This window comes from Nocardioides salsibiostraticola, from assembly GCF_054783655.1.
In genome coordinates, this window is sequence record NZ_BAAGQD010000012.1 from 59,066 (window position 1) to 85,249 (window position 26,184).

Consider the following 26,184-nt stretch of genomic DNA (forward strand, 5'->3'; position numbering starts at 1 on the left):
ACCATGCCGCCGATGGTTCGCGGGGTTGCCGAGTAGCGTGCACTCAGCGGCGGTCAGGGTCTGGCTCAAGGTCGAGGCTCTTCAACACGGCTCGCATGTCTCAATCCTGCCTCATCGAACCGCGCGGATCTGCCGCGTAGTGTGCGCCTCAGCGCGCGCGGATCTGCCGCGTAGCGTGAACGCTTCTGGAGCTCCGCGGCCATCCGGTTCTGGCACCCCTCTGTGTCAAGGGGTGCTTGAAACGAGGTTCTTCACGTGGCGGGGTTCTGGGCGTAGCGTGGGTTTCGCGGGTCCGGGAAGTGGCTCATCCGAAGTGTCGATTCGCGGGTGTGAGTCGGCCGCGCTGGATTCTTGAGTCGCCCCGCAGTGCCCTCCCGGACCCGCACCCCCAGCCCCTTCAGCATTCGCGGCGTCGGCTTTCAGTTGGCGGTAGACGACATCGGACAGACGTCGTTTGAGACACCGCAGTGCTTCCATCGGGGTCTTACCCGCGGCGAGTTTGCGTCGGTAGTAGGCCCGTCCTTCGGTGTCGTGCCGGATCTGCACGATCGCGATGATGTGGAGCATGTGGTTCATCCGCCGGTTCCCGGCCCGGGACAACCGGTGTCGGTTCTGCTCACCTGAGGACGCGTCGAGTGGTGCGGTCCCGGTCCAGGACGCGAACCGGTTCCGGTCCACGAACCGGGCCACGTCACCGACGTCAGCCAGCGTGCGGGCAGCAACCGCGGGCCCGACCCCGTAGATGTCCATCAGCGAGGACCCGCGCGCGGTGACGGCGGCCTTCAGTTCGGCCTTCATCTTCTTCAACTTCGTATCGACCGCGCCCAGGTCGGTGATCTGCTCGGCCGCCATCCGGCGCCGGGTCTTCCCAGCGATGTCGCGGGGCCGCACGGTGGCCAACATGACCTTCGCCTGAGCAGCCGAGAGGTCGCGTTTGCGCTGGCCGGGCAGCAATTCGCTCAACAACCGCTGCAACCGGTTCACGATCTGAACGCGTTGATGGGCCAGTTCGTCGCGGCGGTCGGTGAGCATCCGCAGCGCTTCGAGTTCCCCGTCGTCCGCCACGACCCGTAGCCCGTCGGTGCGGACCGCGACGACCGCGATGGAGTGGGCGTCCAGGGCGTCGGTCTTGCGGTTGTGGCCGGTATCGAACAACCGCACCCGAGCAGCGAGTTTCGCGGGAACATCGATGACTCGTTCACCAACAGCGACGAGGCGTTGGGTCAACGGGCGGCCGGCACCGTTCGCCCCTTCGACGGCCCAGACCCGGTTGGACCACTGCTTCACAAAGGTCCGCATCGCCACATATCCGGCCTGATCGGTCGGATAGCGGCCCCTACCGAGCAGCCTTTCCTTCATGTCGAGGACTTCGATCGTCACCGACATCTTGTGGGGATCAACCCCGATGATCACTGCCTGCGTTCCACTCATGCTGCACACCTCTCGCCTGTCGTTTGAACCAACTAGGACGACGAGGTGGGCATTGCTACTACGAGCTGGGCAGACCCCTCTTGAGCCACGCCTCGTCACGGTGACCGGCGGGCCGCAGTCCAGAAGAGAGCCACACCCCACGAGCAGGTGGGCAGCCGCATAGCGAGCGTCCCGCCGGACACCTGGACCGAGTCTGGCCAGACATCGATCCTGAGGGAAGTCTCCTAGTAGCCGCGATCCGCGCGACACCGCCATGGGCTTCTGCTGCGATCCGCAGCAGAAGCCCCTGGCGGTGTCGATGCTTCATGTCGCGGAGGCCATGAAGGCGGCGAGGATGTAGTTGGGGTGCCGGTCGAGGTTGTTGCGTGCTCGGTCGTATCGCATCGTTGTCCGGGGGTCCGCGTGGCGGGCTGCGATCTGGACGTCACGCAGGTCAACTCCCGCGTCGAGCATCGTCGTGACGAATGTGTGTCTGAGCATGTGTGGGTGCATCCGGTCGATCGTGACTCCGGAAGTCCGAACCAGGGCTCGTAGCCGTCGAGTGGCCGCGTGCCGGTCCATGCGTCGGCCTTGACCGTTGAGAAGTAGCGGGCCGCTCTCGCGGGTTCCTGCGGCACGGTCGATCGCTCGACCTACGGCGGGTGAGAGCGGGACCTGGGCGATCTTGTCTCCCTTGCCGTGTACGCGGAGAACTCGGTGTCCGCGGATTTCGCTGAGTGCTTCGATGTTGGCTCCGGTGGCCTCGAAGATCCTCAGCCCGAGCAAACCCAGCATCGCGACCAGTGCGAAGTCGTTGTCATTGGTCGAATCACGGCCGGCAGTGAGCATGGCCTCGAACTGCAGGTGGCTCAGCCCTAGGGTCGGCGACTCCGGGGGGACCTTCGGGCGACGGACGTACTCGGCTGGTGAGTGTTCGAGGACACCGTCGATGACACAGGTTCGGTAGAAGCCCGAGAGTACTGAGAGGCGCCGGGAGACAGTTGAGGGCTTGAGTCTGCGCACTTCCTGCATCCAGCGTAGGAACAGTTCGATGTGTGCGCGCTGGGCTTGAAGCGGCGGGAGTCCGTGGTCGTGGCACCAGTTCAGGTAGATGTTGAGATCGGAGGCTGTGTGAGCACGGGTCTCGCCCTTGTAGCGAGCCAGGTGCGCTGCGACAGCCAGGTGCAGAATCTGATCGTCGTGGTCGATTGTCACGGGAAGCATGTCGGTAGCGGTCATAGCCCAGCAAGAACCCGGATGGCGCGATCGTCAACGGAAGGTCCGTTCCGTTGCCGCGCGGATCGCGGCAGAACCGTGTGCGTCCGGGTTTGTCATCCGAGGCGTGGGGTCGTGTGCCTCAAGACGGTCCATGATGCGTTCTGAGGCACACGACTCCACTCTCGGGTGGGCCTACTTCGTTGTCACTGCCATGTCTGCAGGGTTGTGTGCTCGAGCACGATCGGTCAGTCGTTGTCAGGCACACGACCCGACTGCATGGGCACACGCACATCGGCATGTCCGCGAGGATCACGTGCATAACAAGCAGAACCGGATGTTGTTGATCAGCCTTCCCAGGGCAGTTGCTTGATGAGGTCCTGATGTGGCGGCTTCATACCTCGCGCTTCCATCACGCGCACTGTCTTGAGGTTGGGCAGGGACAACAGGGATGCGTAGTTCAGGTCGTCGACAATGAGCGTGTGGAGCAATAGGCGCTCCAGTTGTGGCATCTCGGTGAGGAAAGCAATAGAGGGCAGTCGGACGTTCCGGGGAGTCATCCAGTTTCCGCCAACTTCAAGGTCAGTGACCGCTTGCATCTCTGAGATCCGTGCGGCGTCGACGAGGCCCTGCAGCCCCTCAACCTGTAGTACCTCGACGTGGTGGAGACCCGCGAGGGGAGCGAGGTCCTGCACCTTGGAGGCCCCACGGAGTCGCAGGGAGCGGAGTTCGGACATGCCCTTGAGAGCGGAGAGGTCGTCGTAGTCGCCCCACTTCACGTTGAGTGACGTGAGTTGCGGCTGCCCCGACAAGGCGCTGAAGAGTCGCTTCGGCGTTCGGGTGGTGAAGCAGAGACTCCGGATGAGAGTGGGTCCGGAACCAAAGAAGTCGATCCACTCGTCGACAACCTGGCGCTTGCGGCGTTCGGAGAACGCGGAGCCGAGTTGGGTCGCAGCAATGCTGACGGAGGACTCCCCGTCGTACTCCGCGACCTCGACTAGTCGCCGCCCGCAGGCTGCCTCGTGTCGTGACATGACGGCATCCTTTCATCGAGAACTCCCACCACGCCCGCGCTTCACCCACATCCGCACATCGGCATGAGCGGGTGCTTGGGTCTGCTGCTCGGTCAGGCGACAGCGTGGACCAACTTGCTGATTCTATCGCCAGAACTTCCGTGGGAAGCGGATTGGCGGTGAACATCAGGAAATTTGTCTTGAAGGCCGCCCGGCTCTCCGATCTGGTGGAGTTGGGAAGCCTGACGCCCGAGGCCGAGGCGTTCCTCGAGGCCTCGGTCCGCGCCGGGTTGAACATCTTGATCGCAGGAGGGACACAGGCGGGCAAGACGACGATGCTGAACTGCCTAGCCGCGGCCATCCCCGGCGGGGAGCGGGTGGTCAGCGCAGAGGAGGTCTTCGAGCTTCGGTTCCACCACCCCGACTGGGTGGCGATGCAGACTCGTCAATCGGGACTGGAGGGGACTGGGGAGATCCGCCTGCGTGACCTCGTCAAGGAGGCGTTGCGGATGAGGCCGTCGCGCATCCTGGTGGGCGAGGTCCGCGCGGAGGAGTGTCTTGATCTGCTGTTGGCGCTGAATGCCGGATTGCCGGGCATGTGCACCCTGCACGCGAACAGTGCCCGTGAGGCACTGGTGAAGGTCTGCACTCTGCCGCTGCTGGCGGGGGAGAACATCTCGGCGAAATTCGTGGTGCCCACGGTGGCCGCGTCGGTGGATCTGGTGGTGCATCTGGGTGTCGACGCCCAGGGCGTGCGTCGGGTCAACGAGATCGTCACCGTCCCGGGTCGGGTGGAGAACGACATCATCGAGACCGAGACCCTCTTCGTCCGCCGCGGAACGCAACTCGTTCGTGGGAACGGCATGCCGTCGCGGACCGAGCGCTTCGAACGGGTCGGCATCGACGTACACCGACTCCTCAGCGCGGGGGCGTGAGGCCATGGGCGCGCTGGTCGGACTCGGGGTCGGCATCGGCTTGATGCTGGTGTGGTCGGCCTTCTTCGTGCCCCGACAATCGAAGAGGACCACGCTGCGACCCGGACGGATCGAGCAACTCTTGGCCCGCGCGGGGATGGCCGGGGTTACGCCCGCTGGCTTCCTCGCCGTCTGCGGAACCATCGCCATCATCTCGGCAGTCGTCGTGCAGGTCGTTTCCCGCACCGCTCCGGTGGCGTTGGTGTTCGGGGCGATGGGAGCCTATCTGCCGGTGGCGATCGTCGTGGGCCGAGCCCGCAAACGTCAGCGGGAGTTCGCTGAGGTCTGGCCGGAGGCGGTCGACAACCTCGCCTCGGGGGTCCGGGCGGGGCTTTCACTGCCCGATGCGCTGGGCGGTCTCGGGGTCCGTGGGCCTGAACCGTTGCGCGAGGCGTTCAACGCCTTCGCGCTGGACTACCAGGTGACCGGGCGATTCGGGGAGTCCCTGGATCGGCTCAAGGAGCGACTGGCGGACCCGGTGGGGGATCGTGTGGTGGAGGGGCTGCGGATCGCACGTGAGGTCGGCGGGGGAGAGCTCGGGCGGTTGTTGCGCAATCTGTCGGGCTACCTGCGCGACGACGCCCGCACCCGATCCGAGCTGGAAGCGCGCCAGGCGTGGGCGGTCAACGGAGCCCGGTTGGCGGTGTCGGCCCCCTGGGCGGTGCTGCTCCTGATGAGCTTCCAGTCCGACGCGATCACGCGCTACAGCTCGGGGGTCGGGGTCGCGATCCTGACTTTCGGTGCGGCGGTGTGTGTGGTGGCCTACCGGTTGATGATGCGGATGGGTCGGCTTCCGGTCGAACGGCGGATCCTGGCATGACGCCGACCATGTGGGGAGCGCTCAGCGGTGCCCTGGCCGGCCTGGGGCTGGTGCTCGTCGTGGCTCGACTCCAGGTGATCCGGCGACCCCAGTTGAGTGTGCGGGTCCTGCCCTACCTGCGCGACCTTCCGCAGTCTCGCCGTCACCACGGTCTGGGGGCGGTCGGCGCACCCACCTCCTCGGGCGCCCTCGCGGGGGTTTTCGGCCCGGTGCTGCGATCGGCCGCGGACGGGGTCGAACGGGTGCTGGGTGGTTCGACCTCGGTACGCCGCCGTATCGAGCGCGCCAACCTGCCGCTGACCGTGCACGACTTCCGACTCGAGCAGGTGATCTGGGGGCTGGCGGGCTTCGGGGTCACCGCTGCGTGGGGTCTGCTCCGGACTCTGTCCGATCCCGGCAGCGTGGTCGCGTCCGGCATTGTGTGCGCCGTCGGCATCGCCACCGGGGTCCTGGGTCGCGACAACTACCTCTCCACGCAGGTGAAGAACCGGGAGCGTCGGATCCTGGCGGAGTTCCCCACCATCGCGGAGCTACTTGCCTTGTCGGTCGCCGCGGGCGAGAGCCCGGTCGCTGCGCTTGACCGCGTCGTACGCCGCAGCGGGGGTGAGTTGTCGGTCGATCTGGCCCAAGTGCTGGCGGCGATCCGCACCGGCGAGCCGGTCTCGGTGGCCTTCGACCGTCTGGCGGCCACCGCCGGGTTGCCGTTGGTTGCTCGGTTCGCCCAGGGCATCGCGGTCGCGGTCGAGCGGGGCACCCCGTTGGCCGACGTTCTGCACGCGCAAGCCGCTGACGTGCGCGAGGCGGGACGTCGCGAACTCATTGAGACCGCCGCTCGTCGCGAGGTCGTGATGATGGTCCCCGTCGTGTTCCTCGTTCTCCCCATCACAGTTCTGTTCGCCTTCTGGCCCGGCGTCATCGGGCTCTCCCTCATCGCTCCCTGACCTGCATCACAACCCTCGGAAAGGCACCATCATGAGAACACTCCACACGACAACCCTGCGCTGCATCGTGGCGCTCTACTTGGGGCTCTGCGCCGGACTCTCGTCGCAGGATCGCGACGAGCGCGGCGACGTCCCCGGCTGGGTGATGATCACCGTCATGTCCGCCGGGCTGGTCGGTGTCATCGGCACCGTGGCCAGCGACCAACTCGGAGACATGCTGCGCGCCGCACTCAACTCGGTGAAGTAGTGCGTCCCGCCCGGCGCTCCGAACAGGGCTCCGCGGTGGTCGACTTCGTGCTCGTGTTGCTGGTGCTCATTCCGATGTTCCTGGGCATCCTGCAACTGGGACTGGTGCTGCTGGTCCGCAACACGATGGCCGCCGCCGCGTCCGAGGGCGCGCGGTACGCCGCCACCTCGGACCGCGGACCCTCGGACGGCGCAGCCCTGACCCGCCGGCAGATCGACGAGGCGATCGCCGGGCGATTCGCTCAGGATGTTTCGGTGCGACGGACCTCGGTCGGTGGAGCGCCGGGGGTGGAGGTGGTGGTGCGCGCGAAGGTTCCTACGTTGGGTTTGGGCGGACCGGCCATCACGCTGGAGGTGCGGGGGAGCGCGGTGGAGGAGGCGCCGTCATGAGCCTCTTCGAACGACATGATCACGACGAGGATGGGAACGCCGTCGTGGAGTTCATCTGGGTCGGGATCCTGCTGCTGATCCCGATGGTGTGGATCGTCATGTCGGTCTTCGAGGTGCAACGGGGCGCCTTCGGCACAAGCGCGGCCGCCCGGTCCGCGGCCCGCGCCTACGCCTTGGCCCCGACCGACGCGATCGGTGAGGCCCGGGCCCGCGACGCGGCCCGCCGCGCACTGGCCGATCAGGGTCTCGAGGGGTCGCCGCTGACGGTCCGGGTCAGTTGCACCCCGTTGCCCCGTAACTGCCACAGCGGTACGTCGGTGATCACGGTTCGCATCGACTCCCGCGTCGACCTCCCCCTGATGCCCCAGATCCTGGGCGGCGACACCCCGAGCTTCGCACTGGACGCCTCCCACACCGTCCCGATCGGGCAGTACCAGGAGATCGCCCCGTGACCCGCCCGGCGATGCAACACCGTGAGGAGCAGGGCTCGGTCAGCGTGCTGATCATCGGGTTCGCCTTCGTTCTGGCTCTGGCGATCGCGGTCGTCGTGGACGCCTCCGCGGCGTACCTCCAACGCCAGGGCCTCAGCACCCTGGCCGACGGGGCCGCACTGCGCGGGGCGGATCTGGGCGCCACCGGGGAAGACGTCTACTCCGGCGGCGTCGGCGCCGGCTCCCTGGAACTCACCGCCGGCGAGGCCCGCGCCGCCGTGAGTAGCTACCTCACCCAGGTCGGCGCCTACCAGCGTTACCCCGGGCTGTCCTACACCGTGCGCGTCGACCCCACCGACGACTCGGTGATCGTGCAACTCAGCGCCCCACTCGACCTGCCCCTCACCGTGCCCGGCTCGCCCAGCAGACCCACGGTGTCCGCCACGGGGTCAGCGGTCGTCGACCCCGAACGCTGAGGAACTGGACAGCACCCCGGCCCCGGCGCGAAGCTCGAAGACCAACTGGGTCTCGGTCCCGCGAACCACCTGGTGATTGGTGACGTGGTTGAGGACCAGGTCGCGCAGGGCCTGGGCGTTCTCGACGGCGACGTGCAGGTGGAAGTCATCCGACCCGGCCACGTGATAGGCGCGGATCACCCCGGGCGCGGCTACGACCCCCTCGTAGAGCCGGTTGACCCGCTCCCGATCGTGACTCCCCAGCCGGACCTTGATGATGGCCTGGAGGGGGAAGCCCAGGGCGTCGAGGTCGAGATCGGCGTATGTGCCGCGGATCGCGCCGCTCTCCCGCAACGCACGGATCCGGTAGGCACAGGTCGACTCCGCAATCCCCAGCCTGCGCGCCAACGCCTTGTTCGTGGTGCTGGCGTCGGTGTAGAGCGCCTGCAGGATCGCCCGGTCGAGGTCGTCCAACCGAGACTCTCGTGACGCCGCGGACGTTTGTGATTCGAGCAAGATCCACTCCGATCATCGGTGGCAATGTTGCTGCTGATCGCTGATCAGCGTCTTCTAGTAAGCGAGAAGGCAATCAATCTGTTCAAAGTCTGCGATCACGCTCAGTCTGACACGTATGGACTTCAACCGCCTTCACGCCGACACCCGAGCCGTGCACGCAGGTCGCGAGGACCTCCAGGCGCTCGGTGTACACGCCCTCCCGATCGACCTGTCCTCGACGAACCCGCTTCCCGACATCGAGCGTGGTGGTGACTCCTATGAGTCGATGGCCACCGGGGGATACCCGCTTGAGGACGGCGGCGCGGTCTACGCACGGCTGTGGAACCCGACCGTCGCTCGGTTCGAGACGGCGCTGGCCGGCCTCGAGCACGCGGACACCGCCGTCGCCTTTGCCTCGGGGATGGCTGCGATGACTGCCGCGGTGATTGCCACCTCGGCCCTGACCGGGCACCGCCACGTCATTGCCGTCCGCCCGCTGTACGGCGGCACCGACCACCTCCTCGCCTCCGGGTTACTGGGGGTTGAGGTGACCTTCTGCGAGGAGGACGAGGTGGCGAGCACGATCCGCCCGGACACGGCGATGGTCATCCTCGAGACCCCGGCCAACCCGACCCTCGAGCTGTCGGACATCGGCTGGGTGGTGGAGCAGGCTGGAACGGTTCCCGTCCTAGTCGACAACACCTTCGCCACCCCGGTGTTGCAGAACCCGATCGACCACGGTGCTGCGATGAGCCTGCACAGCGCGACCAAGTACTTGGGCGGACACGGCGACGTGGTCGGCGGCGTCATCGCCTGCGGCGAGGAGATGGCCCGTTCGCTGCGCCAGGTCCGCGCAGTCACCGGTGGCCTGTTGCACCCCCTGGGCGCCTACCTCCTCCACCGCGGACTGGCGACTCTTCCGCTGCGCGTGCGTGCCCAGCAGGAGACCGCCCGTCAGGTGGTCGACTGGCTGCGCACCCACCCGGCCGTCGAGCACGTGCACTACCCCTCGACGGACAACGACCCACGCGCGCTGCTCGGCCGCCAGTTCCGCGGCACCGGAGCGATGATCTCGATGGACCTTCGCGGCGGCTATGAGGCAGCTACGCGGGTGACTTCCGGCGTCGAACTGTTCACCCACGCCGTCAGCCTCGGCGGCGTCGACTCCCTGGTTCAACACCCCGCGGCGCTCACGCATCGCCCCGTTGCCCCCGAGGCGAGACCGGCCGCGAGCCTCGTGCGGCTCTCGATCGGTCTGGAGAACGCCGACGACCTCATCGCCGACCTCGACCAGGCTCTCGACTCGGCACTCCAGCAGGCGCCTCAGCGCACCCGGAACGACTTGGTCAGCCCCGGCGGCGTCACGATGGGTGCGCATCACGCGACCGCCCGGGCCTAAGGGCCGCCGCTGCGGTGTCGTTCACCCCGGGTCTTGCTGAGCACTATTAGTCACACCATGATCTTCCCGGGCTATACGAGAAACCATTCTCACGGGCTATTGACTGCACATTAGGTCTAGAGACAGACACCTTTTTGCGCGCTAACTTGGCGAGACCGCCCGGCGCCATGGAGGGGGGTAATTGTCGGGCCCCGAAAGCAAGATCCTCCAGATCAAGCTAAGGATGCTCAAAATGATACCCCGTATTTCAAGAACGACAATGGCTCGCTTTGCCGTTGGCCTTTCGATCGTGCTGGCCAGTGTTGGACTGGTTTCAATCGCGAACGCCCATGGTGGGGATGACGACCTCATCCACACGTGCGTGAACGCGAGCAGCGGGACCTTCAAGGTGGTCGGAGACAACGCCACCTGCAAGAAGAATGAAGTCGCACTGGACTGGAATAAAGAGGGGCCAGTCGGACCTCAAGGTCCTCAGGGTGACGCAGGTCCTCAGGGTGATGCAGGTCCTCAGGGTGATGCAGGTCCTCAGGGTGATGCAGGTCCTCAGGGTGATGCAGGTCCTCAGGGTGATGCAGGTCCTCAGGGTGATGCAGGACCTCAGGGTGATGCAGGACCCGCCGGCCCCACAGGACCTGCGGGAGACGACGGTGTCTCCGGTTATGAGGTGGTTTCTAGCGGCCTCATCACCGTGTCCAACCCGGTCCCTCCGAACCGTGGGGCGGAATCAGTCACTCCACCGTGCCCGATCGGCAAGGTGGCAATGGCTGGTGGTGTCGCGCACCTTCAGTTCCCGATCACCAACGCGAACTCCCGCGATATCAACATCGCGGCGTTGCATCCCCATAACCCAAGTCAATGGCGCGTGCGTCTGTACAACGGCACGTCCCAGCCGATCAACGTCACAGTCTACACGGTGTGTGTGTTTGGCTGAACCGAATTAGGTCCAGTCTTTCATCTCGTTGCGACGCGCCGGTATCCCATGAGGGATACTGACGCGTCGCTGCGTGTGGCCGCTCGGACCGGTGCGCAATAGATATCGTTCTGCGTGGTCACGCCTCAGCGCACCCGGAACGACTTGGTCGGCCCCGGCGGCGACACCATCGGCCCGCGCCACGCGACCAGCCGCGCCCGGTAGCGACCGGACGGCAGGGAAACGCGCGCCTGCTTGGCCTTCGCCGAGTTCCGGACAGCGACCAACGACCCGTTCGGGCGCCGGATGACCAGGCGGAAGCCCTTGACGTAGATCCGCCGGGCCTGGTGGGGCCACCTCAGGGCCACCGCCTGTCGACCACGGCCGCGTTGTGAGGCGACACCCACGGACTCGATGCGGGGTCGCACCTTCCACTTGGGCGAGGTCGGCTCCGCGGGCGCGGCGTACAGATCGCCGCTGGCCCGGAACGCCGTGGCGAAGTGGAAGCCCAGCAGACTCTGGCCTGCCATGTTCGGGTGGACGCCGTCGTAGCTGTGCTGGGCGGGGTTCCACGGACGACGCGCATCGGTGACGTTCGACGCGATGCTCACCCGCGGGTCGTCGCCGTACCACTCCCGCACCAGCGCATTGGCCTTCGAGGTCTCGCGGTTGCGGTTGGTGGCCTTGTTCCGGTTGAAGCGGTACGCCGAGGTGATCTCGCCCAACACGAACCGGATGTCCGGATCGGCCCGCCAGGTGAGCTCCAGATAGCGCGCGGTGTTGATCGCGATCGTCCGGCCGTCGGTCTTCCCGGCGTCGTTGTAGCCCAGCATCAGGGCGATGACGTCGGGTCGATGGGCCCGCACCAAACTGTCGATGCGGGCGATGTGGGAGGGGAACTTCGAGCCCGCCTTCGACGCGTGCTGGGTCTCGAAGCCCAGGTCGGTGCGCAGATAGTTGCTGGGTGTGCCGCGAGTCTTGGCCAGTTCCTTGGTCGGTCCCACAAAGGTCACCGGCACCTGCTGGCGGACGAACTCACGCCATACGAAATAGCGGTACGTCGCGTCGCCCTGTCGACCCTGGGTGATCGAATCGCCCACGAACATCACCCGCAACCGGTCATCGGGGTTCAGCAGGGGGATCGCGGCCGTGGCCGGACCAGCACCAACACCGGTGAGCAAGCCCGCGAGGAGGCAGAGCACCACCCCGAGAGCCCTGACTGGTGACGACGACACCCGGGAAGGTTACGACGGCTTCCCCGCGGAGTCCGCCACTTCACTCAAACCGTGCGGGGACCCGTAGGCTTGCTCCTTGTGGCAGGCCCCGACTACGACCAAGAGATCAAGTCGCTTCAAGCGACCATGCGCACTATCGAGCAGGTGCTCGACATCGATGAGATGCGCCGTGAAATCGCCGACCTCGGAGAGCAGGTAGCGGCCCCCGATCTCTGGGACGACGTCGATCACGCCACCCGCGTGACCGGTCGCCTGTCCGACATCCAGGGCCAGGTCGACCGTTTCGTCGCCCTCTCGGACCGGATCGAGGACGTGGAGGCCCTGATCGAGTTGGGCCGTGAGGAGAGCGACGCGGACTCCTTGGCGGAGGCCGACGCCGATCTGGTGAAGATCAAGAAGTCGGTCGAACAACTCGAGGTCCGCACCCTCCTCAACGGCGAGTACGACGCCCGCGAGGCCATCATCAGCCTCCGGGCCGGCGCCGGTGGCGTCGATGCCGCGGACTTCACCGAGATGCTGATGCGGATGTACATGCGGTGGGCCGAGCAACACGGCTACTCCGTCAGCGTCTACGACACCTCCTACGCCGAAGAGGCGGGCCTGAAGTCCGCCACCTTCGCGATCAAGACCCCCTACGCCTACGGCACCCTCTCCGTCGAAGCAGGCACCCACCGGTTGGTCCGGATCAGCCCCTTCGACAACCAGGGCCGTCGCCAGACCAGCTTCGCCGCGGTCGAGGTCGTCCCCGTCCTCGAGCAGACCGACGTCATCGAGATCCCCGACGAGGAGATCCGCACCGACGTCTACCGCTCCGGTGGTCCGGGTGGACAGTCGGTCAACACCACCGACTCCGCCGTCCGACTGACCCACCTCCCGACCGGCACCGTGGTCTCGTGTCAGAACGAGAAGTCCCAGCTGCAGAACAAGGCCAGCGCGATGGTCGTCCTCAAGGCCAAGCTCCTGGCTCGCAAGAAGGCCGAGGAGAAGGCGCACCTCGACGACCTCAAGGGTGACGTCGCAGCCAGCTGGGGAGACCAGATGCGTAACTACGTGCTGAACCCCTACCAGGTCGTCAAGGACCTGCGGACCGGGTACGAAGTCGGCAACCCCTCGTCGGTCTTCGACGGCGACCTCGACGGTTTCCTCGAGGCCGGCATCCGCTGGCGCCGCGGCGCCGACCGCCAGGAGTAGCCAGCGCCAACAGCACTTGATCAGCGAAGCGCGCCTCGTCAGACCCAGGCGATGTAACCGTTTCCCCCCGGAAGGCCCCCCCAACCATGTGTACCTCACTGCGCGCCCACTGTGGCGCGTCCATGATCGCCGTGCTCGGGATGACCCTGCTGCCGTTCGTCACTTCCATGGCGCCGGCTCTCGCAGCCGAACCGTCACCGCAGCTGCGCGTGATGTTCGTCGGAGACTCGATCACCCAGGGCCGACAGGGTGACGCGACGTTGCGTTACTTCGTGTGGCGCGAGTTCAGCCGGCAACGGGTTCCAGTGACTTTCGTGGGTCCGAACCGCAGTCTCTCCAGAATTGGTCATGACCGGAGTCGGTACCTGCGAACGGACGCGGGATTCGAGACAGCCCACGCCGCAACGTCCGGGGCGCGTCTGGCGGGTCAGGGTCGTTTGATCGCGGAACGCGTGAGGGCCTACCAACCCCACGTCGTGTCGGTGGGACTGGGTTTCAACGGGACCGGATCATCGACTCCAGCGACGCTCGAGGCTCGGACACGCAGCCTCCTGGAGAAGGTGTGGGCGGCCGATCCGAACATCGAGATCGTGCTGAGCGAGATCACGATGTCGAGTCGGCCGTCGTTCGCGGTGTCGGGCGGCCGCAACGACGTGGCCCGCGCAACCAACGCGTTGGTGGCACGGCGCTACGCCGACGACCCTCGCGTGACCCTCGCCCATGACTCGACGGCATCGTCGTGGACGTTCCGCCCGAAGGCACACACCTTCGACGGCGTACATCCGAATGTCACCGGCCAGCGGGTGCTGGCGTTTCACATCGCCGCCGCCCTGAAACAGGCCGGCGCGTTGCCCCGCCCAGTGGCCCGACCATCCCGCGAGGCGTGGGATGTCCGCCCACGCGTCCGCAAGGTGCGGGTGCGTGCTGGTGGCCGAACGACACTGGCGTGGCCACGCGAGGCCTCACGGACAGCGGCGACCTCGCTCCGGGTGTCCATTCGGGGCGGGGGACAGGGCCTCATGCGCCGGAGGACCTCGGCGACCACCAAGAAGGTGGTCCTGACGCTGAGCCCCGGTCTGTACCGCGCCCGACTCCGAGTGGTGCGGGGCAGCATGGTGTCGACGCCCGGCCCGGTCCGGCGCTTTCGTGTCCGGTGAGCCCTAGCGCGCTCGGGCCTTGCCCGACCTCGAGCTGAACGGGCTCTTGCCCTCGCTGTTCTTGGCGCGCACCGCGAACTTGTAGACCCCACGGGGGAGTCGCACGCTCTGCACCCGCTTGTTGGCGGACACGACCCTCTTGAAGCGCTTCACGGTGCGCTTGCCCTTCAGCTTGTAGGCGAAGATCTGGTACCTCCTGATCTCCGCACCACCGTCGCTGACGGGGGGACGCCACCGGATGGTGGCGGTCGCCTTCCAGCCGCGGCGGCCCGACTTGGCCCGGCCGATCCGAGGCTGACCGGGTGCGCTGAGGGTCGGTGGGATCACCGCGTCGTCCGGTTGGGTGTCCACGCCGACCACGGCACTCGGACCGGGACCCACCGCGTTCATGGCGCGTACGGCGACCGCGTGGGCGGCGTCATCGGTGGGGAACACGTGCTGCGTCGAGCGGTCGGTGGGCACCCACCCGTCGCCGTCGAGGTTGACCTCGTAGCCGGTGATCGGGCTGCCTCCGGTGCTGCCCGGCGCCGTCCAGGTGAGCGTGATCGAGGTGGCGGAGCGGGTGGCCCGGGCCGACCTGGGCACTCCAGGAGCATTCACGGCAGCCAGGGTGACGGCGGCGGAGTCGGCGCTGGTGCCCCGGGCGTTGAGGGCGCGGAGCACGATGGCGTGGGCGGCGTACGACGCGGAGGTGGTGAACGTGCGCGGAGTCGCCGGCACGGTGGTCGTGGTGCCGTCGATCTGCACCTCGTAGCCGCTCACGGCGGCCCCACCGTCGCTCGTCGGTGGGTTCCAGGTGACGGTGACCTCGCCGGGGCCCAGGTTGCGGGTCGCCGCGACGGCCAGGGGAGCGGTCGGGGCGCCGATGCGTGCGACCGGAACGGTGACGACGGTCCCGGGACCGACCTGGTTGACGGCGCCGATGGAGAGTTCATGGGCGTCGAGATCGACGCCGGTGAAGGTGTGGGTGCGGGAGGTGGCGTCCCCGGCAGCGATCCACGAGCCGTCGTCAAGGGCCACCTGGTAGCCGGTGATGGGGGAGCCACCGGTGCTGGCGGGCGGTGCCCAGGTAAGAGTGGCGGTGTCGATGGTCCGGGTGGCCGCCACGGTGGTCGGCGCTCCAGGGGCGTTGACCCCGGCAAGGTTGACGGTCGCGGAGGCGGAGCCAGCGCCGACGCTGTTCACGGCGCGCACGGACAGGTCGTGAGGAGTGTTGTCGATGGGCAAGGACGCGCTGGTGCCTGCCGACGTGGCGGCGACCAGGCCGTCGACCAACACGTCGTAGCGGGTGATGGCGCTGCCGCCGTCGTTCGCCGGGGCGGTCCACGCGAGGTCGACCTCGCCGTCGGCGAGGTCACGCACCGCGGTCAGGTCACGCGGAGCGCCGGGCGCCTCCACGTCCGCACACGCGGCGCCAGACACCGTGTAGGCACCGAGGCTGCCGTAGTCGCTGTACCCGTTGTTCACGTTTCCGCGACCCACGCCGTCCACGGCGAGGTAGTAGAGACCGGCGCCCACCGAGGTGTTGAGGGCGGCGCCGAGGCCGGTGGCGGAGTCCCGACCGGTGCCGGCCGACGCCGGATCGTGGCTGGCCACGGTGGCGCCGGCTGCGTTGAGCAGGTTGAGCTTGATGTCCAGGTTGGGACTGACCTCGACCGGGTCGGCCGTCAGGGAGATCGTTCCGGTGCACTGGCCCAGGGCGTAGACGTCGATGTCGGTCCGCGAGGTGATGTACGCCGTCCCCGCGGGGAGGGCCGCGGCGGCGGAGGCCACGGTGCCGCCCGCCTCGTCGGTCCGGTTGGCCAGACCGTGGGAGTTGATGATCTCGAGGTCGTCCTCGGTCCGGTCGGCGCCGAAGTACTCGCCCTTGCTCCACTGCGAGATCGGTTGGTTGTAGCCCACTCCCATGATCGGCGCCCACCCGTTGTGACCGCTGTAGTAGGAGTCGCCGAAGGTGCCGTCGTGGTCGAGTCCGAGGTTGTGGCCGATCTCGTGGGAGGCGGCCTCGGCGATGTTCTTGGGGTCCTGCGACAGGCCCGCGGGGAAGACCCAGGCGGGTTGGTAGTAGTCGTTGCCGACGATGTCGTACGACCCGACGTACGCGACGCCGCCGCACCCCCGCCCGCAGAGGGAGTTGTGCGCCTCGTCGCTGTCGGTGATCAGGGCCCGGGCGCCGTACGCCTGGTCGGCGTTGCTGGTGCGCGCGAGCGCGGCCGCCCCGGGGTCCGAGGTCGTGACGTCGACGTCGAACGGGGCGAAGTCCTCGGCCACCCGCAAGAAGATGTCCTGGACCATGCGCTTCTCGGCGTTGGTGAAGCTGGTCGAGCCGTCACCGGATGGGTCCCAACCGGCGTGGTAACCCGAGCGAACCGCACCGTTGCCCGCAGTGTTCCACCCGGTGCCGCTGACGATCTCGCCGTTGAAGTCGAGGTAGACCGTGCGCTGGGAACCGGGCTTGGAGTGCAGCGAGAAGGTGTCGTCGAGGGGGAAGGCGGGCTGCGGAACCGGAGCCGCGGAGGCGGGGCCCTCGGGGATGGGCTCGACGAAGTAGAAGCGGTCGTTGGCGCCCACCCGGGCGGTGGGGTCCGCCAGGATGGATCGGGCCTGCCCGACCGAGAGATCGTTGGACCGTGCGATGTCGCGTAGGGAGTCCTCGGCGGCCTGGGCCGGGGCGAGGGCGGGCACGGCGGTGAGGACGAGGCCGAGCAGGGTCAGGGGGATGAAGTGGCGCGTGTGTGGGGGCACCCGACGAGCCTAGGTGCCTGCGTCGCTCTCCGCCGCAGATCGCACCTTCTCGAGGGCGAGACTTTACTCTTCGGCCGGCGGCGCTTCGTCACCCGCGGCCAGCGCTACCGCAGCGCACCAGCGGTCGGCCCGACGGGCCACCTTCCCGGCCTTCATGCTCGCTGGGGCGTTCAGGGTGCAGGTGAGCCAGGCGTCTCCGAACAGCCCGCGGTACGACGCCTGCTGCCGTGACTTGCCGGCGCAGGCCAGGCCCAGCGAGGGAGCGCCGTAGGAGCCGGTCAGATCCTTACAACCCGTCGCGGACCGGGTCACCTCGATCATCGACCGCGCCTGCTTGACGGTCACTGGTGGGACGAAGACCCACGCCCGAGCCGTCAGGCCCTTGCGGCCGTCCCACCGGCAGCCGTACTCGTGGGCCACATCGGAGAAGGAGCCGACCTCGACGCGGTCGCCGTTGTCGTAGGCGGCACGATCGGCGATCTCGCCGCCCAGCGCGGACTCCACGTCGGTGTCCTCCACCACCTCGCAGAAGGGAGCGCGAGCGACCACCAGAGCGTCGGGCACGTCCTCGACCCCGGGCGGCATGGGCTCGGCCTCGACCGTCGGGTCCGGTTGGGCCTGCGGTGAGGTCGACTCCCCATTTCCGCGCAGCCACACGACACCGGCGAAGGCCAGCGTCAGCGCGAGGGCGATCGCCAGCAGGAGAGGGCCTCGGGAGCCGGTTGATCGCATGGCACCACGATAGTGTCGGGCCTCACCCGGGCGCCTAACGGACCGCTTGTACCCCCTCGGCTACCGTCAGGCCAGTGATTCGCTTCGAAAAGGTCACGATGACCTACCCGGGACCGGGCAAGCCCGCACTCGACACCGTGAGTGTCGATGTCGCCAAGGGCGAGTTCGTCTACCTCGTCGGGTCCTCCGGGTCCGGCAAGTCCACCGCTCTGCGCCTGATTCTGCGCGAGAGCCGCCCCACCAGCGGGCGGGTGTACGTCGCGGGTAAGGAGATCAACCGCCTCGCGGGGTGGAAGGTGCCACGGCTACGTCGTCAGATCGGGACGGTGTTCCAGGACTTCCGGCTGTTGCAGAACAAGAACGTCGGTGAGAACGTCGCCTTCGCGCTCCAAGTCATCGGCAAGTCCAAGTCCGAGATCCGCCGGGTGGTCCCCGAGACCCTCGAACTGGTGGGACTGTCCGGGAAGTCCGAGCGGATGCCCGACGAGTTGTCCGGCGGCGAGCAGCAGCGGGTGGCGATCGCGCGCGCCTTCGTGAACCACCCGATGATCCTCATCGCCGACGAACCCACCGGGAACCTCGACCCGACCACCTCGATGGAGATCATGAAGCTCCTCACGCGGATCAACGAGGAGACCCACACGACCATGCTGATGGCCACGCACGACGAGAGCATCGTGGATTCGATGCGCAAGCGGGTCATCGAGCTCGACCACGGCAAGGTCATTCGTGACCAGGCCGGTGGCGCCTACGGATCGGCCCCCTGATGCAACTGAGATATGTCCTGACCGAGCTGCGACAGGCATTGCGCCGCAACGTGTCGATGCACATCGCGGTGGTGCTGACCCTGTTCGTGTCGCTGACCCTGGTGGGGCTCGGCGTACTCCTGCAGAAGCAGGCCGACATGACGGCCCGCCAGCTGGGCAACCAGCTGCAGGTGACCTTCTGGCTGTGCAACGCCGAGGACAAGAACCCCGGTTGCCTCGGCGAGGTCACCCCGGCTCAGCAGCGCGCGGTCGAGCAGGTCATCGAGGACAACCCCGAGGTCTCGGAGTACCGGTTCGAGTCTCAGGAACTGGCCTTCGAGAAGGCCAAGGAGATCTTTGGGCCCGAACGCTTCGAGGGCGCCGACTCCGCCGTCAGCGCCGAGGACCTGCGGTCCTCGTTGTGGGTGACGCTGAAGGACCCGCAGCAGGGGGAGGGCATCATCAGCGCCGCCTCCGGCCTGGACGGGGTCAGCTACGTCCGTGATGACCGGCAGACCCTCAAACCGATCTACGCCTCGATCGACGCCATGAAGTACGGCGCCCTCGGAACGGCCGGCTTCCTGATCCTCGCCGCCCTGCTGCTGGTGGGGAACACCATCCGGCTGGCCGCCCTGGCCCGGCGCAAGGAGATCGGCATCATGCGGTTGGTGGGAGCCTCCACGCTCTACATCGGGCTCCCGTTCCTGTTGGAGGCGTTGGTGACCGCCGCGCTGGGGGCGGGGCTCGCCGCTGGGGCGCTGGCCGGCTTCATGAAGTTCGGCATCATCGACGGCGTCAGCCAGCAGTTGAGGTTCTTCCCGTGGGTGGGTTGGGCCGACTTCGGGTACGCCGTGGGCGTCGTGGCCGTCGTCGCGCCGATCCTCACTCTGATTCCGACACTCCTACTGACCCGTAAATACGTCAAGATCTGACCCTCGGCGGCTACCGTCGAGACGTTCACTTCCCCGAACGCTTTAAGGCAGACCTGTGCGCTACTTCCCCAGCGCCACTCGTCAGCGTGCTGTGAGTGCCGCATTGGCACTTGTAGTGGTCGCTGGCGCGATGGCCCTCCCCCTTGCCAACGCCGCTGAAGACGACCTCAAGGACCGGCGAAACTCCGTCCAGTCGCGCATCGAGAAGGTCAACGACGACCTCGAGATGGCCAGTGACAAGTTGCGACTGGCCACCAAGAAGGCCTCGATCGCCGAGGCGTCACTCAGTGGAGCTCAGGCCAGGCTGCAGAAGGCACAGAACGCCGCAGTCGCGGCGCGGGCTCGCCTGGCCGAGGCCCGCGAGCGGGACCAACTTCTCCAGGTGGCCCTGGAAACGGCCACGGCCAACCTCGAGGGAGCGCAAGCCGATCTGAAGGCGGGGCGTATCGCCGTCAAGCAGCAGCAGGCGGACGTGGCCGACGAGGTCGCCACCGTCTACGAGCAGGGGGCCCCTCAGCTGTTGGCCCTCTCCGCGTTGCTCAACTCCGAGTCGCTGGACGACGTGGTCCGCACCCAGACCACCCAGGACGCCATCGTCGGGCACGGGGAACGCGTCTACTCCGCTCTGCAGGACGCAGAAGACGTCCTGGCCGCCAAGGAGAAGCAGGTCGCTGAGGCGAGGGCTGAGGTGAAGGCTCAGCGCGAGGACGCGGCCGCCAACCTGTTGGAGATCGACGCCCTCAACGACGCGACCGTCAACGCCAAGGATGCGGTCCGGGGGCTGGTCGACGACCGGCGCAGTGTGAAACAGACCGCGCTCGAGGCACGTCAGGAGGCGGCCGCTGCGCGTGAAGAGGACCGGCAGATGATCGCCGACCTGAAGCAGCGCGAGCAGCGGATCAAGCAGCTCATCCTCGATGCGGCTTCCCAGGACGACAACGTCTACGACGGCGCTACCGGGGGCCTGTTGAACTACCCGGTCAACGGGCGGATCACCTCGCCGTACGGCTATCGCGTGCACCCGATCTACGGCTACTACGGCCTCCACGACGGAACCGACTTCGGGGCCGGCTGCGGGTCGAGCCTGCTCGCCAGCGCCAACGGGACCGTGGTCCAGCGGTACTACGACTCGGTCTACGGCAACCGGCTCTACATCAACGTGGGGCGCGTCAACGGCGCGAATCTGACCCTGGTCTACAACCACGCGGCGGGCTACAACGTGGGGATCGGGGACAAGGTCAGGCGCGGTCAGCGCGTCGGCTCGGTCGGCGACACCGGCTGGTCCACCGGCTGCCACCTGCACTTCACGGTGCTGAAGAACGGCAACGCAGTCAACCCGGAGAACTACTTCTAGTTCCGCAGGTCGCGCCGCCTAGCCCGCCACCTACACTGGCCGGATGCCCAAGAAGACCTCCCCCTCGGCCGCTCAGGTGAAGCCACCTGAGCGGAAGATGGTCGCGCAACACAAGAAGGCCCGCCACGACTTCCTCATCGAGGACACCTTCGAGGCAGGGATGGTGTTGCAGGGGACCGAGGTGAAGTCACTGCGGATGGGGCGAGCCTCCTTGGTCGACGGCTTCGTGGACATCGACGGCGGCGAGGCGTGGCTGCACAATGTGCACATCCCGGAGTACACCCAGGGCACGTGGACCAACCACGCCGCGCGACGCAAGCGCAAACTCCTGTTGAACCGCGACGAGATCGACAAGATCGAGCGCCGCGTGAACGAGAAGGGTCTGACGGTGATCCCGTTGGCGCTGTACTTCGTCGGTGGTCGCGCGAAGATCGAGATCGCCCTGGCCAAGGGCAAGAAGTCGTGGGACAAGCGGCACGCCCTGGCCGAGCGCCAGGCCAACCGGGAGATCGAGCAGGACGTCGGACGTCGACTCAAGGGAATGGACTAGCCGGTGGTGGAGGCGCACGCGGACCCCGTGCCGGTCACCGCTTTTTGGCAGGACCTGGGGCTCCCCGGGCTGATCGACGCCCATGTCCACTTCCTGCCCGAGAACATCGAGCGGGCGGTATGGCGCGAGTTCGACCAGGCGGGACCCAAGATCGGCCGGGACTGGCCGATCCTCTACCGCGGCTCCCAGGACGAACGTATCGAGCAGTTGCGGTCCTTCGGCGTACGCCGCTTCTCGACGCTGCCCTACGCCCACCGTCCCGGGATCGCCGGCTACCTCAACACGTGGTCCGAGCAGTTCGCCACCCAGATTCCGGAGGTGATCTGGTCCGCGACGCTCTATCCCGAGCCCGAAACCGTGGCGTACATCTCTGACCTGGTGGAACGCGGGGTCGAGATGATCAAGGTGCACGTGCAGGTGGGGGAGTTCCACCTCGACGACCCGCTGCTCGACGGCGCCTGGGAGGCACTGGAGGCCGCGGGTACGCCGATCATGGTGCACTCGGGGTCCGGCCCGGTGGGCAACGAATTCACCGGACCCGACTCGATGGAACGGGTGCTGAAGCGGTTCCCTCAGTTGGTGATGATCGCCGCCCACATGGGGTCCCCGGAGTCGGAGGGCTTCTTGGCCTTGGCCGAACGGTTCGAGCGGGTGTGCTTGGACACCTCGATGGCCTTCACCCGCTGGTTCTCCTCCGACGGTTCTTATCCATCCGAGCTCGTCTCGCGGTTGGTCGATCTGCAGTCGAAGGTGCTCTACGGTTCCGACTTCCCGACGCTCCCGTTCAGCTACGTCGGCCAACTGGAGGAGTTGGCGAGCGTCGGCCTGGGCGAGGACTGGCTGCGGGATGTCCTGTGGCACAACGGGGTCCGTCTCTTCGGGGAGACCCGCGCCTGAGGCGCTCGCGGAACAACCGGGTAGGCGATGTCGGTTGATGCCCGTAGGATGAACTCATAACTCAAGAGGGGCTGATCGGTTTCGACTTGGGACGTTAGTTCCAGGGGAAGCGGGTCGAGAAGCCAGCGTCATCTCGTTAACGATCGCTGGAAACTTATAACTGCCGAAAACAAGCGCAGTTCCTTCGCTCTCGCCGCCTGAGCGGTGATCGAAGCGTCAGACCGGGCACCCGTCTCCGTCCCGGACCCTGGCGTCATCTAGGAGACTTGCTGATCAACTTCTGTCAGGAGGGTTGATCGGGACTCAATCTTGACTGAGCCTGTCGGGGACGTGTTCGTGCGAGCTCCGAGGCTGAGAAAATCGACATCACGAACTGCACCCGGAGAAGACCTGGTTCAGCGCTCGAGGACGCGGGTTCGATTCCCGCCAGCTCCACTGCGCAGAATCGCCGGTCCCGGTGGGTCGCACCACCGAGAGCCAGCCCTCTTGAGCATCAGCCGCTTCGACTCCGGTCGGAGCGGCTGATGTGCGTGTTCTCTCACGGCGATTGAGCCGACCACCTCATGGGTAGCGTCGTGATGCGGCGCCGCACGGCGCCCACCCCCTGATTCGAGGAGTACTCACGTGCCGAAGATCTTGTTCGCCCTGACCGGTTCCGACCACTGGACTCTCAACGATGGGACCAAGCACCCCACCGGGTTCTGGGCCGAGGAGCTGCTGTCGCCGCTGCAGGTGTTCTCCGACGCCGGGATCGACGTCGACCTCGCCAGCCCCGACGGCAAGACCCCTGTCGTGGACGAAGGCAGCCTCGCCGCTGACACCATCGGCGAGGATGAGTCGGCGAAGCAGCGCAAGGCCCTTGACGCCCTCGCCGGACGGCTCGAGTCAACGCTGGTCCTGGCCGATGTCGACCTCGACTCCTACGACGCCGTCTTCGTGCCCGGCGGCCACGGCCCGATGGAGGACCTTGCCGTCAGCGACGACCTCGGTCGCATCCTGGTAACCATGCTCGACGGTGGCAAGGTCGTCTCCTCGGTCTGCCACGGCCCCGCCGGTCTCCTGCCGGCCAAGCGCGCCGACGGCTCCTGGCTGTTCTCCGGGCGCAAGTTGACCGCCTTCACCGACGCCGAGGAGGAGCAGGCCGGGCTCGCCGACAAGGCCCCCTGGCTGCTGGAGTCCCGTCTGCGCGAGGCCGGTGCGACCTTCTCCTCGGGAGAAGCGTGGGCGCCCTTCGTGGTCGTCGACGACAAGTTGGTGACCGGCCAGAACCCGGCCTCCAGCACCGAGGCCGCGCAGAAGGTCGTCGGACTGCTCAAGGCCTGACCGCGGAGATCCATACGGATTGAACGACAGCCGCTCCGACCTCGGTCGGGGCGGCTTCTCCGTTTCCGGACGATCCGGGTGAAGATGTCGGCATGACGTGGCGAACACCCTCGATACGCTCGCGGTGGACGCTTTTTGTCGTCGTGGGAGCCTTCCTGATGCTCGGCGCGGCTGTCGCGGCGCCTACGCTCGAGAGTGGCGACGGTGCCGCTTCGCCCCCTGATTCTGTGTCGTTCGAGGATCTTGCGTTGCCCGACTCGATCAACGCGCCCAGCCCCTGGTCGGACGAGGAGAGGGTCGACGGACCGCTGGCTGCCCTCGGGATCTCGACGCGGACCGTTCCGGTGGGCGTGACTGGCCAGAGCCAACGCTCCGAGACCTTTGGTGTGTCGGCAGTCGACGGTCACGAAACTTGGGTCGAGCTGCCCGGCATCGACATCGAGAACTCGGGTCTGATCGGCCAGTTCGCGCTGTCGCCCGACGGACGCTGGGTCGGTTGGTCCCGGCATGCGGAGGGCCGAGGTTCACGGGGGAACACTCGCTTCGTCGGGTGGGCCGTCATGGACACCACCAGCGGCGAGATCCGTGAGTTGGCCGACCCGGACGTCCCCCGGGTCCGCGACGCCATGGCCGATCTGGCCTTCTCCGGTGACTCGCGCTACCTGTTGACCAGCTACGAGACCCCGTCCTCACCTGCCCGGCGCGGCCACCAGTTCGTCGCCTGGGATGTCCAGGACGGTTCGTCCGTCGTTATCGAGGAGCCAGGCAAGTACTGGCTCCCGATCGTCGGCTCGGCGCCTACCGGCGTGGTCTGGGCCCGAGGCCGCACGGTCTACCGCCACGAGGTGGCCACAGGGCGGCAGTCCAAGCTGACCCTGCCCCACCGGGTCGTCGCCGCATCATGGGCGCCGGACGACACCGCGTTCGCGTACGTCGGAGCTCCCAACGGAACCAACAAGAGGTGGCGTCTGTACGCCGGCAGCACGGTGGAACAGGCGCGCGACCGAACCGTCGCCCTGCCGCGCGGGGTCGACCCGTACGAGATCCTGGGCTGGGTGGACGACCAGCGGGTGGTAGTCGCTCAATCCCGCAACACCGTCTCCATCGTCGACATTACGACCGGTGCGGTCGATGAACAGAAGATGGCCGGTTCCGGCGAGCAGGTGAGCACCCCGGTGTTGGCCGCCGACCTGTGGCAGAACCCTCTAGTCGCCGCCGTGGCTCCCGACGAGGTGAGCGATCCGCGGCAACCGTGGCGGTGGTTCACCGGCGCGCTCCTCGCGGCACTCGCTGCCGCGCTGCTCTGGCGGCGCCAAGGGCGGCGAGTGTTGCCGAGGGCGGTTGAACCGTCCCCTTCGATGCGCCCGTTGACCATGGCCGCTACGGGTCTGCTGATGGTGCTCGTCGACCTCAATATCGGGAGTATCGACCTCGTCCCCGACCCGGTGGGATGGGTGCTGGCCGCGGTGGCGCTCACTTCTCTACACCCGGTTCATCGCGGCTTCTACGTCGCTGGACTCGCGGCATGGGTCGCCGTGGTCCCATCCGCCGTCGAGTGGCTCGGCATCGGGGGAGGAACGGTCACCGTGATGACGACCGTGGCTCTGTTCGTGGTCGAAGTGGCCACGTGCACAGCCCTCATGGCGGTGCGTCGCGACCGGGAGTGGTCGGCATCGACGATCCGATGGCTGACGGTCGTTCTCGGCGTCGCCCTGGGACTCGCTCTGATCGCGGCCTCGATGGAGCCGAACGCCGGGATCGTGGTGTTCGCGGTCGCGTTGGCTGACCTTCTGGTCACGGTGTGGTTCGTGGTGCTGCTGTACGGCGCCGCCAGGGGGGCCCGCGCTAGCGAAGGAAGTACAGCGGGTCGAAGTCTTCGAGCTGGATGATCTTGACGCGCGGAAGTTCGGTCTGGAACGCGTGGATGTCGTATTCGAGGTCGAAGCGCTCGATGCCGTCGATCACCAACTGAGTGCTCGTGCACTCCCTGAACCCGATGAGCCCGACCTTGCGGCCGTGGCCTACCAGCGCCGTCATCGACTCGACGAAGTCCGAGTCGTGGCTGCCCAGGACGACGTCGGCATCCTCCATGTCGAGCAGCGCGTCGAGGGTCCGGATGATCCCGATGTCGACGACCTTCTCGTCGGTTCGTCCCGCCAGGGGCACCGGTCGGTAGTTCATCGCCATCAGGGCCTGGACGAAACCGTGCGGCAGCGTGCCGTTGCTCGCGTTGAGGAAGAACAGGCCCGTGACCGGTTGGCCCCACCGCTCCTCGATGAACGTGCTCACGCGCTCCCAGCGGGGACGCTCGTCCGGGTTGGGCCGTCGACCCAGGATGTGGGACCCCAGGGTGGCATCGATGTTCTCGCCATCCACGAGCACGAAGGTGCGGCGCGTAGTCATGCCCGGAGTCTGACAGGCGTCCCGGTTCTCAACCAGCGTATGGAATGCGCGCAAGCATTTCGGCGAGTTCGAATTCGAGGGGGCTGTCGGCTGGTCCGAGTTTTCGGGTGCCTGTGTGGTCGACGATGCGGGTGAGTCCGTGGGGTGTTCGCCAGAGGGTTTCGCCGGGTGCGCGGGGTGTGGCGCGGTAGTTGAGGTGGGTTTTCGCTCGGTGTTCGGT

26 protein-coding genes, 1 other RNA gene and 1 pseudogene are annotated in these 26,184 nt (G+C 67.0%); 19 read left to right on the top strand and 9 right to left on the bottom strand.

What is annotated here, in order from left to right:
* Positions 1-225: 225 nt before the first annotated feature.
* From ACYVLV_RS07070 to ACYVLV_RS07080, 3 genes are all read right to left on the bottom strand, one after another.
* Positions 226-1,431 carry an IS110 family RNA-guided transposase gene (locus ACYVLV_RS07070; protein WP_460808831.1) on the bottom strand — a complete coding sequence of 402 codons (1,206 nt, stop codon included), beginning with the start codon at positions 1,429-1,431 and terminating at the stop codon, positions 226-228.
* A 303-nt stretch (positions 1,432-1,734) separates the two neighbouring features.
* Positions 1,735-2,634, bottom strand: a complete 900-nt coding sequence (locus ACYVLV_RS07075; RefSeq protein ID WP_460807410.1) for a tyrosine-type recombinase/integrase — start codon at positions 2,632-2,634, stop codon at positions 1,735-1,737.
* 338 nt (positions 2,635-2,972) lie between these two features.
* A complete protein-coding gene (locus tag ACYVLV_RS07080) occupies positions 2,973-3,659 on the bottom strand; it encodes a hypothetical protein (RefSeq protein ID WP_460808833.1) in 687 nt (228 codons plus the stop codon).
* Positions 3,660-3,817: 158 nt separating this feature from the next.
* On the opposite strand from ACYVLV_RS07080, the gene ACYVLV_RS07085 reads away from it, so the two are divergent.
* From ACYVLV_RS07085 to ACYVLV_RS07115, 7 genes are read left to right on the top strand one after another with little or no spacing between them, the layout of a single operon-like run.
* Positions 3,818-4,573, top strand: coding sequence for a CpaF family protein (locus tag ACYVLV_RS07085; protein ID WP_460808836.1), 756 nt, complete (start codon positions 3,818-3,820; stop codon positions 4,571-4,573).
* Positions 4,574-4,577: 4 nt separating this feature from the next.
* On the top strand, positions 4,578-5,432 hold the full coding sequence (locus ACYVLV_RS07090) for a type II secretion system F family protein (protein WP_460808838.1): 855 nt from the start codon (positions 4,578-4,580) through the stop codon (positions 5,430-5,432).
* Positions 5,429-6,373 (top strand): type II secretion system F family protein, encoded by a 945-nt coding sequence (locus tag ACYVLV_RS07095; protein ID WP_460808841.1) that lies wholly within the window; start codon positions 5,429-5,431, stop codon positions 6,371-6,373. Before ACYVLV_RS07090 ends, ACYVLV_RS07095 begins: the two co-directional genes overlap by 4 nt.
* A 31-nt stretch (positions 6,374-6,404) precedes the next feature.
* Positions 6,405-6,620 carry a hypothetical protein gene (locus ACYVLV_RS07100; protein WP_460808843.1) on the top strand — a complete coding sequence of 72 codons (216 nt, stop codon included), beginning with the start codon at positions 6,405-6,407 and terminating at the stop codon, positions 6,618-6,620.
* The gene (locus ACYVLV_RS07105) at positions 6,620-7,009 is read left to right on the top strand and encodes a TadE/TadG family type IV pilus assembly protein (RefSeq protein WP_460808845.1); all 390 of its coding nucleotides are present in this window, start codon (positions 6,620-6,622) and stop codon (positions 7,007-7,009) included. The genes ACYVLV_RS07100 and ACYVLV_RS07105 overlap by 1 nt, the downstream gene beginning before the upstream one ends.
* Positions 7,006-7,461, top strand: coding sequence for a hypothetical protein (locus ACYVLV_RS07110; protein ID WP_460808847.1), 456 nt, complete (start codon positions 7,006-7,008; stop codon positions 7,459-7,461). Before ACYVLV_RS07105 ends, ACYVLV_RS07110 begins: the two co-directional genes overlap by 4 nt.
* Positions 7,458-7,916, top strand: a complete 459-nt coding sequence (locus tag ACYVLV_RS07115; RefSeq protein ID WP_460808849.1) for a Tad domain-containing protein — start codon at positions 7,458-7,460, stop codon at positions 7,914-7,916. The genes ACYVLV_RS07110 and ACYVLV_RS07115 overlap by 4 nt, the downstream gene beginning before the upstream one ends.
* On the opposite strand, the gene ACYVLV_RS07120 is transcribed toward ACYVLV_RS07115, so the two are convergent.
* Positions 7,890-8,369, bottom strand: coding sequence for an Lrp/AsnC family transcriptional regulator (locus ACYVLV_RS07120; RefSeq protein ID WP_460808851.1), 480 nt, complete (start codon positions 8,367-8,369; stop codon positions 7,890-7,892). The two genes, ACYVLV_RS07115 and ACYVLV_RS07120, sit on opposite strands and share 27 nt — an antisense overlap.
* 157 nt (positions 8,370-8,526) lie before the next feature.
* Between ACYVLV_RS07120 and ACYVLV_RS07125 the strand changes: the two genes are divergently transcribed.
* Positions 8,527-9,789, top strand: coding sequence for a trans-sulfuration enzyme family protein (locus tag ACYVLV_RS07125; RefSeq protein ID WP_460808853.1), 1,263 nt, complete (start codon positions 8,527-8,529; stop codon positions 9,787-9,789).
* A 181-nt stretch (positions 9,790-9,970) separates the two neighbouring features.
* Positions 9,971-10,720 carry a hypothetical protein gene (locus ACYVLV_RS07130; protein WP_460808855.1) on the top strand — a complete coding sequence of 250 codons (750 nt, stop codon included), beginning with the start codon at positions 9,971-9,973 and terminating at the stop codon, positions 10,718-10,720.
* 125 nt (positions 10,721-10,845) lie between these two features.
* Here the strand turns inward: ACYVLV_RS07130 and ACYVLV_RS07135 are convergent, their stop codons facing one another.
* Positions 10,846-11,934: an SGNH/GDSL hydrolase family protein gene (locus ACYVLV_RS07135; RefSeq protein WP_460808857.1), complete on the bottom strand. Its 1,089-nt coding sequence runs from the start codon at positions 11,932-11,934 to the stop codon at positions 10,846-10,848.
* Between the two features lie 78 nt (positions 11,935-12,012).
* Between ACYVLV_RS07135 and prfB the strand changes: the two genes are divergently transcribed.
* Entirely contained in the window at positions 12,013-13,125 is a 1,113-nt protein-coding gene (gene prfB / locus ACYVLV_RS07140) for a peptide chain release factor 2 (RefSeq protein WP_460808858.1), read from the top strand.
* Positions 13,126-13,247: 122 nt separating this feature from the next.
* Complete coding sequence (locus ACYVLV_RS07145) at positions 13,248-14,282, top strand: SGNH/GDSL hydrolase family protein (RefSeq protein WP_460808859.1); 1,035 nt, start codon at positions 13,248-13,250, stop codon at positions 14,280-14,282.
* A gap of 3 nt (positions 14,283-14,285) precedes the next feature.
* Here ACYVLV_RS07145 and ACYVLV_RS07150 read toward each other — a convergent pair whose 3' ends face one another.
* Complete coding sequence (locus tag ACYVLV_RS07150) at positions 14,286-17,027, bottom strand: zinc-dependent metalloprotease family protein (protein WP_460808860.1); 2,742 nt, start codon at positions 17,025-17,027, stop codon at positions 14,286-14,288.
* A gap of 63 nt (positions 17,028-17,090) precedes the next feature.
* On the bottom strand, positions 17,091-17,759 hold the full coding sequence (locus ACYVLV_RS07155) for a hypothetical protein (RefSeq protein WP_460808861.1): 669 nt from the start codon (positions 17,757-17,759) through the stop codon (positions 17,091-17,093).
* Positions 17,760-17,833: 74 nt separating this feature from the next.
* On the opposite strand from ACYVLV_RS07155, the gene ftsE reads away from it, so the two are divergent.
* From ftsE to ACYVLV_RS07195, 8 genes are all read left to right on the top strand, one after another.
* Entirely contained in the window at positions 17,834-18,526 is a 693-nt protein-coding gene (gene ftsE / locus ACYVLV_RS07160; protein ID WP_460808862.1) for a cell division ATP-binding protein FtsE, read from the top strand.
* Positions 18,526-19,437, top strand: coding sequence for a permease-like cell division protein FtsX (gene ftsX / locus ACYVLV_RS07165; protein ID WP_460808863.1), 912 nt, complete (start codon positions 18,526-18,528; stop codon positions 19,435-19,437). The genes ftsE and ftsX overlap by 1 nt, the downstream gene beginning before the upstream one ends.
* Before the next feature lie 130 nt (positions 19,438-19,567).
* Positions 19,568-20,791: a peptidoglycan DD-metalloendopeptidase family protein gene (locus ACYVLV_RS07170; RefSeq protein ID WP_460808864.1), complete on the top strand. Its 1,224-nt coding sequence runs from the start codon at positions 19,568-19,570 to the stop codon at positions 20,789-20,791.
* Between the two features lie 43 nt (positions 20,792-20,834).
* Entirely contained in the window at positions 20,835-21,341 is a 507-nt protein-coding gene (smpB, locus tag ACYVLV_RS07175) for an SsrA-binding protein SmpB (RefSeq protein ID WP_460808865.1), read from the top strand.
* Between the two features lie 3 nt (positions 21,342-21,344).
* A complete protein-coding gene (locus ACYVLV_RS07180; protein ID WP_460808866.1) occupies positions 21,345-22,238 on the top strand; it encodes an amidohydrolase family protein in 894 nt (297 codons plus the stop codon).
* Between the two features lie 67 nt (positions 22,239-22,305).
* Positions 22,306-22,676: a transfer-messenger RNA gene (gene ssrA, locus ACYVLV_RS07185) on the top strand.
* A 186-nt stretch (positions 22,677-22,862) separates the two neighbouring features.
* Positions 22,863-23,561, top strand: coding sequence for a type 1 glutamine amidotransferase domain-containing protein (locus ACYVLV_RS07190; protein ID WP_460808867.1), 699 nt, complete (start codon positions 22,863-22,865; stop codon positions 23,559-23,561).
* A gap of 248 nt (positions 23,562-23,809) precedes the next feature.
* A complete protein-coding gene (locus ACYVLV_RS07195) occupies positions 23,810-25,450 on the top strand; it encodes a hypothetical protein (protein WP_460808868.1) in 1,641 nt (546 codons plus the stop codon).
* Here the strand turns inward: ACYVLV_RS07195 and ACYVLV_RS07200 are convergent.
* Both ACYVLV_RS07200 and ACYVLV_RS07205 read right to left on the bottom strand, forming a co-directional pair.
* Entirely contained in the window at positions 25,407-25,964 is a 558-nt protein-coding gene (locus ACYVLV_RS07200; protein WP_460808869.1) for an NYN domain-containing protein, read from the bottom strand. The two genes, ACYVLV_RS07195 and ACYVLV_RS07200, sit on opposite strands and share 44 nt — an antisense overlap.
* Positions 25,965-25,992: 28 nt before the next feature.
* Positions 25,993-26,184 (bottom strand): annotated as a pseudogene (locus ACYVLV_RS07205) (hypothetical protein); the annotation flags it as partial.

Bases quoted from the DNA above. Each gene is read 5' to 3' on its own strand.
- ACYVLV_RS07070 (WP_460808831.1), bottom strand. From the start codon at position 1,431: ATGAGTGGAACGCAGGCAGTGATCATCGGGGTTGATCCCCACAAGATG.
- ACYVLV_RS07200 (WP_460808869.1), bottom strand. From the start codon at position 25,964: ATGACTACGCGCCGCACCTTCGTGCTCGTGGATGGCGAGAACATCGAT.
- ftsX (WP_460808863.1), top strand. From the start codon at position 18,526: ATGCAACTGAGATATGTCCTGACCGAGCTGCGACAGGCATTGCGCCGC.
- ACYVLV_RS07075 (WP_460807410.1), bottom strand. From the start codon at position 2,634: ATGCTTCCCGTGACAATCGACCACGACGATCAGATTCTGCACCTGGCT.
- ACYVLV_RS07095 (WP_460808841.1), top strand. From the start codon at position 5,429: ATGACGCCGACCATGTGGGGAGCGCTCAGCGGTGCCCTGGCCGGCCTG.
- ACYVLV_RS07080 (WP_460808833.1), bottom strand. From the start codon at position 3,659: ATGTCACGACACGAGGCAGCCTGCGGGCGGCGACTAGTCGAGGTCGCG.
- ACYVLV_RS07170 (WP_460808864.1), top strand. From the start codon at position 19,568: ATGGCCCTCCCCCTTGCCAACGCCGCTGAAGACGACCTCAAGGACCGG.
- ACYVLV_RS07110 (WP_460808847.1), top strand. From the start codon at position 7,006: ATGAGCCTCTTCGAACGACATGATCACGACGAGGATGGGAACGCCGTC.
- ACYVLV_RS07145 (WP_460808859.1), top strand. From the start codon at position 13,248: ATGATCGCCGTGCTCGGGATGACCCTGCTGCCGTTCGTCACTTCCATG.
- ACYVLV_RS07155 (WP_460808861.1), bottom strand. From the start codon at position 17,759: ATGCGATCAACCGGCTCCCGAGGCCCTCTCCTGCTGGCGATCGCCCTC.
- ACYVLV_RS07090 (WP_460808838.1), top strand. From the start codon at position 4,578: ATGGGCGCGCTGGTCGGACTCGGGGTCGGCATCGGCTTGATGCTGGTG.
- ACYVLV_RS07125 (WP_460808853.1), top strand. From the start codon at position 8,527: ATGGACTTCAACCGCCTTCACGCCGACACCCGAGCCGTGCACGCAGGT.
- smpB (WP_460808865.1), top strand. From the start codon at position 20,835: ATGCCCAAGAAGACCTCCCCCTCGGCCGCTCAGGTGAAGCCACCTGAG.
- ACYVLV_RS07100 (WP_460808843.1), top strand. From the start codon at position 6,405: ATGAGAACACTCCACACGACAACCCTGCGCTGCATCGTGGCGCTCTAC.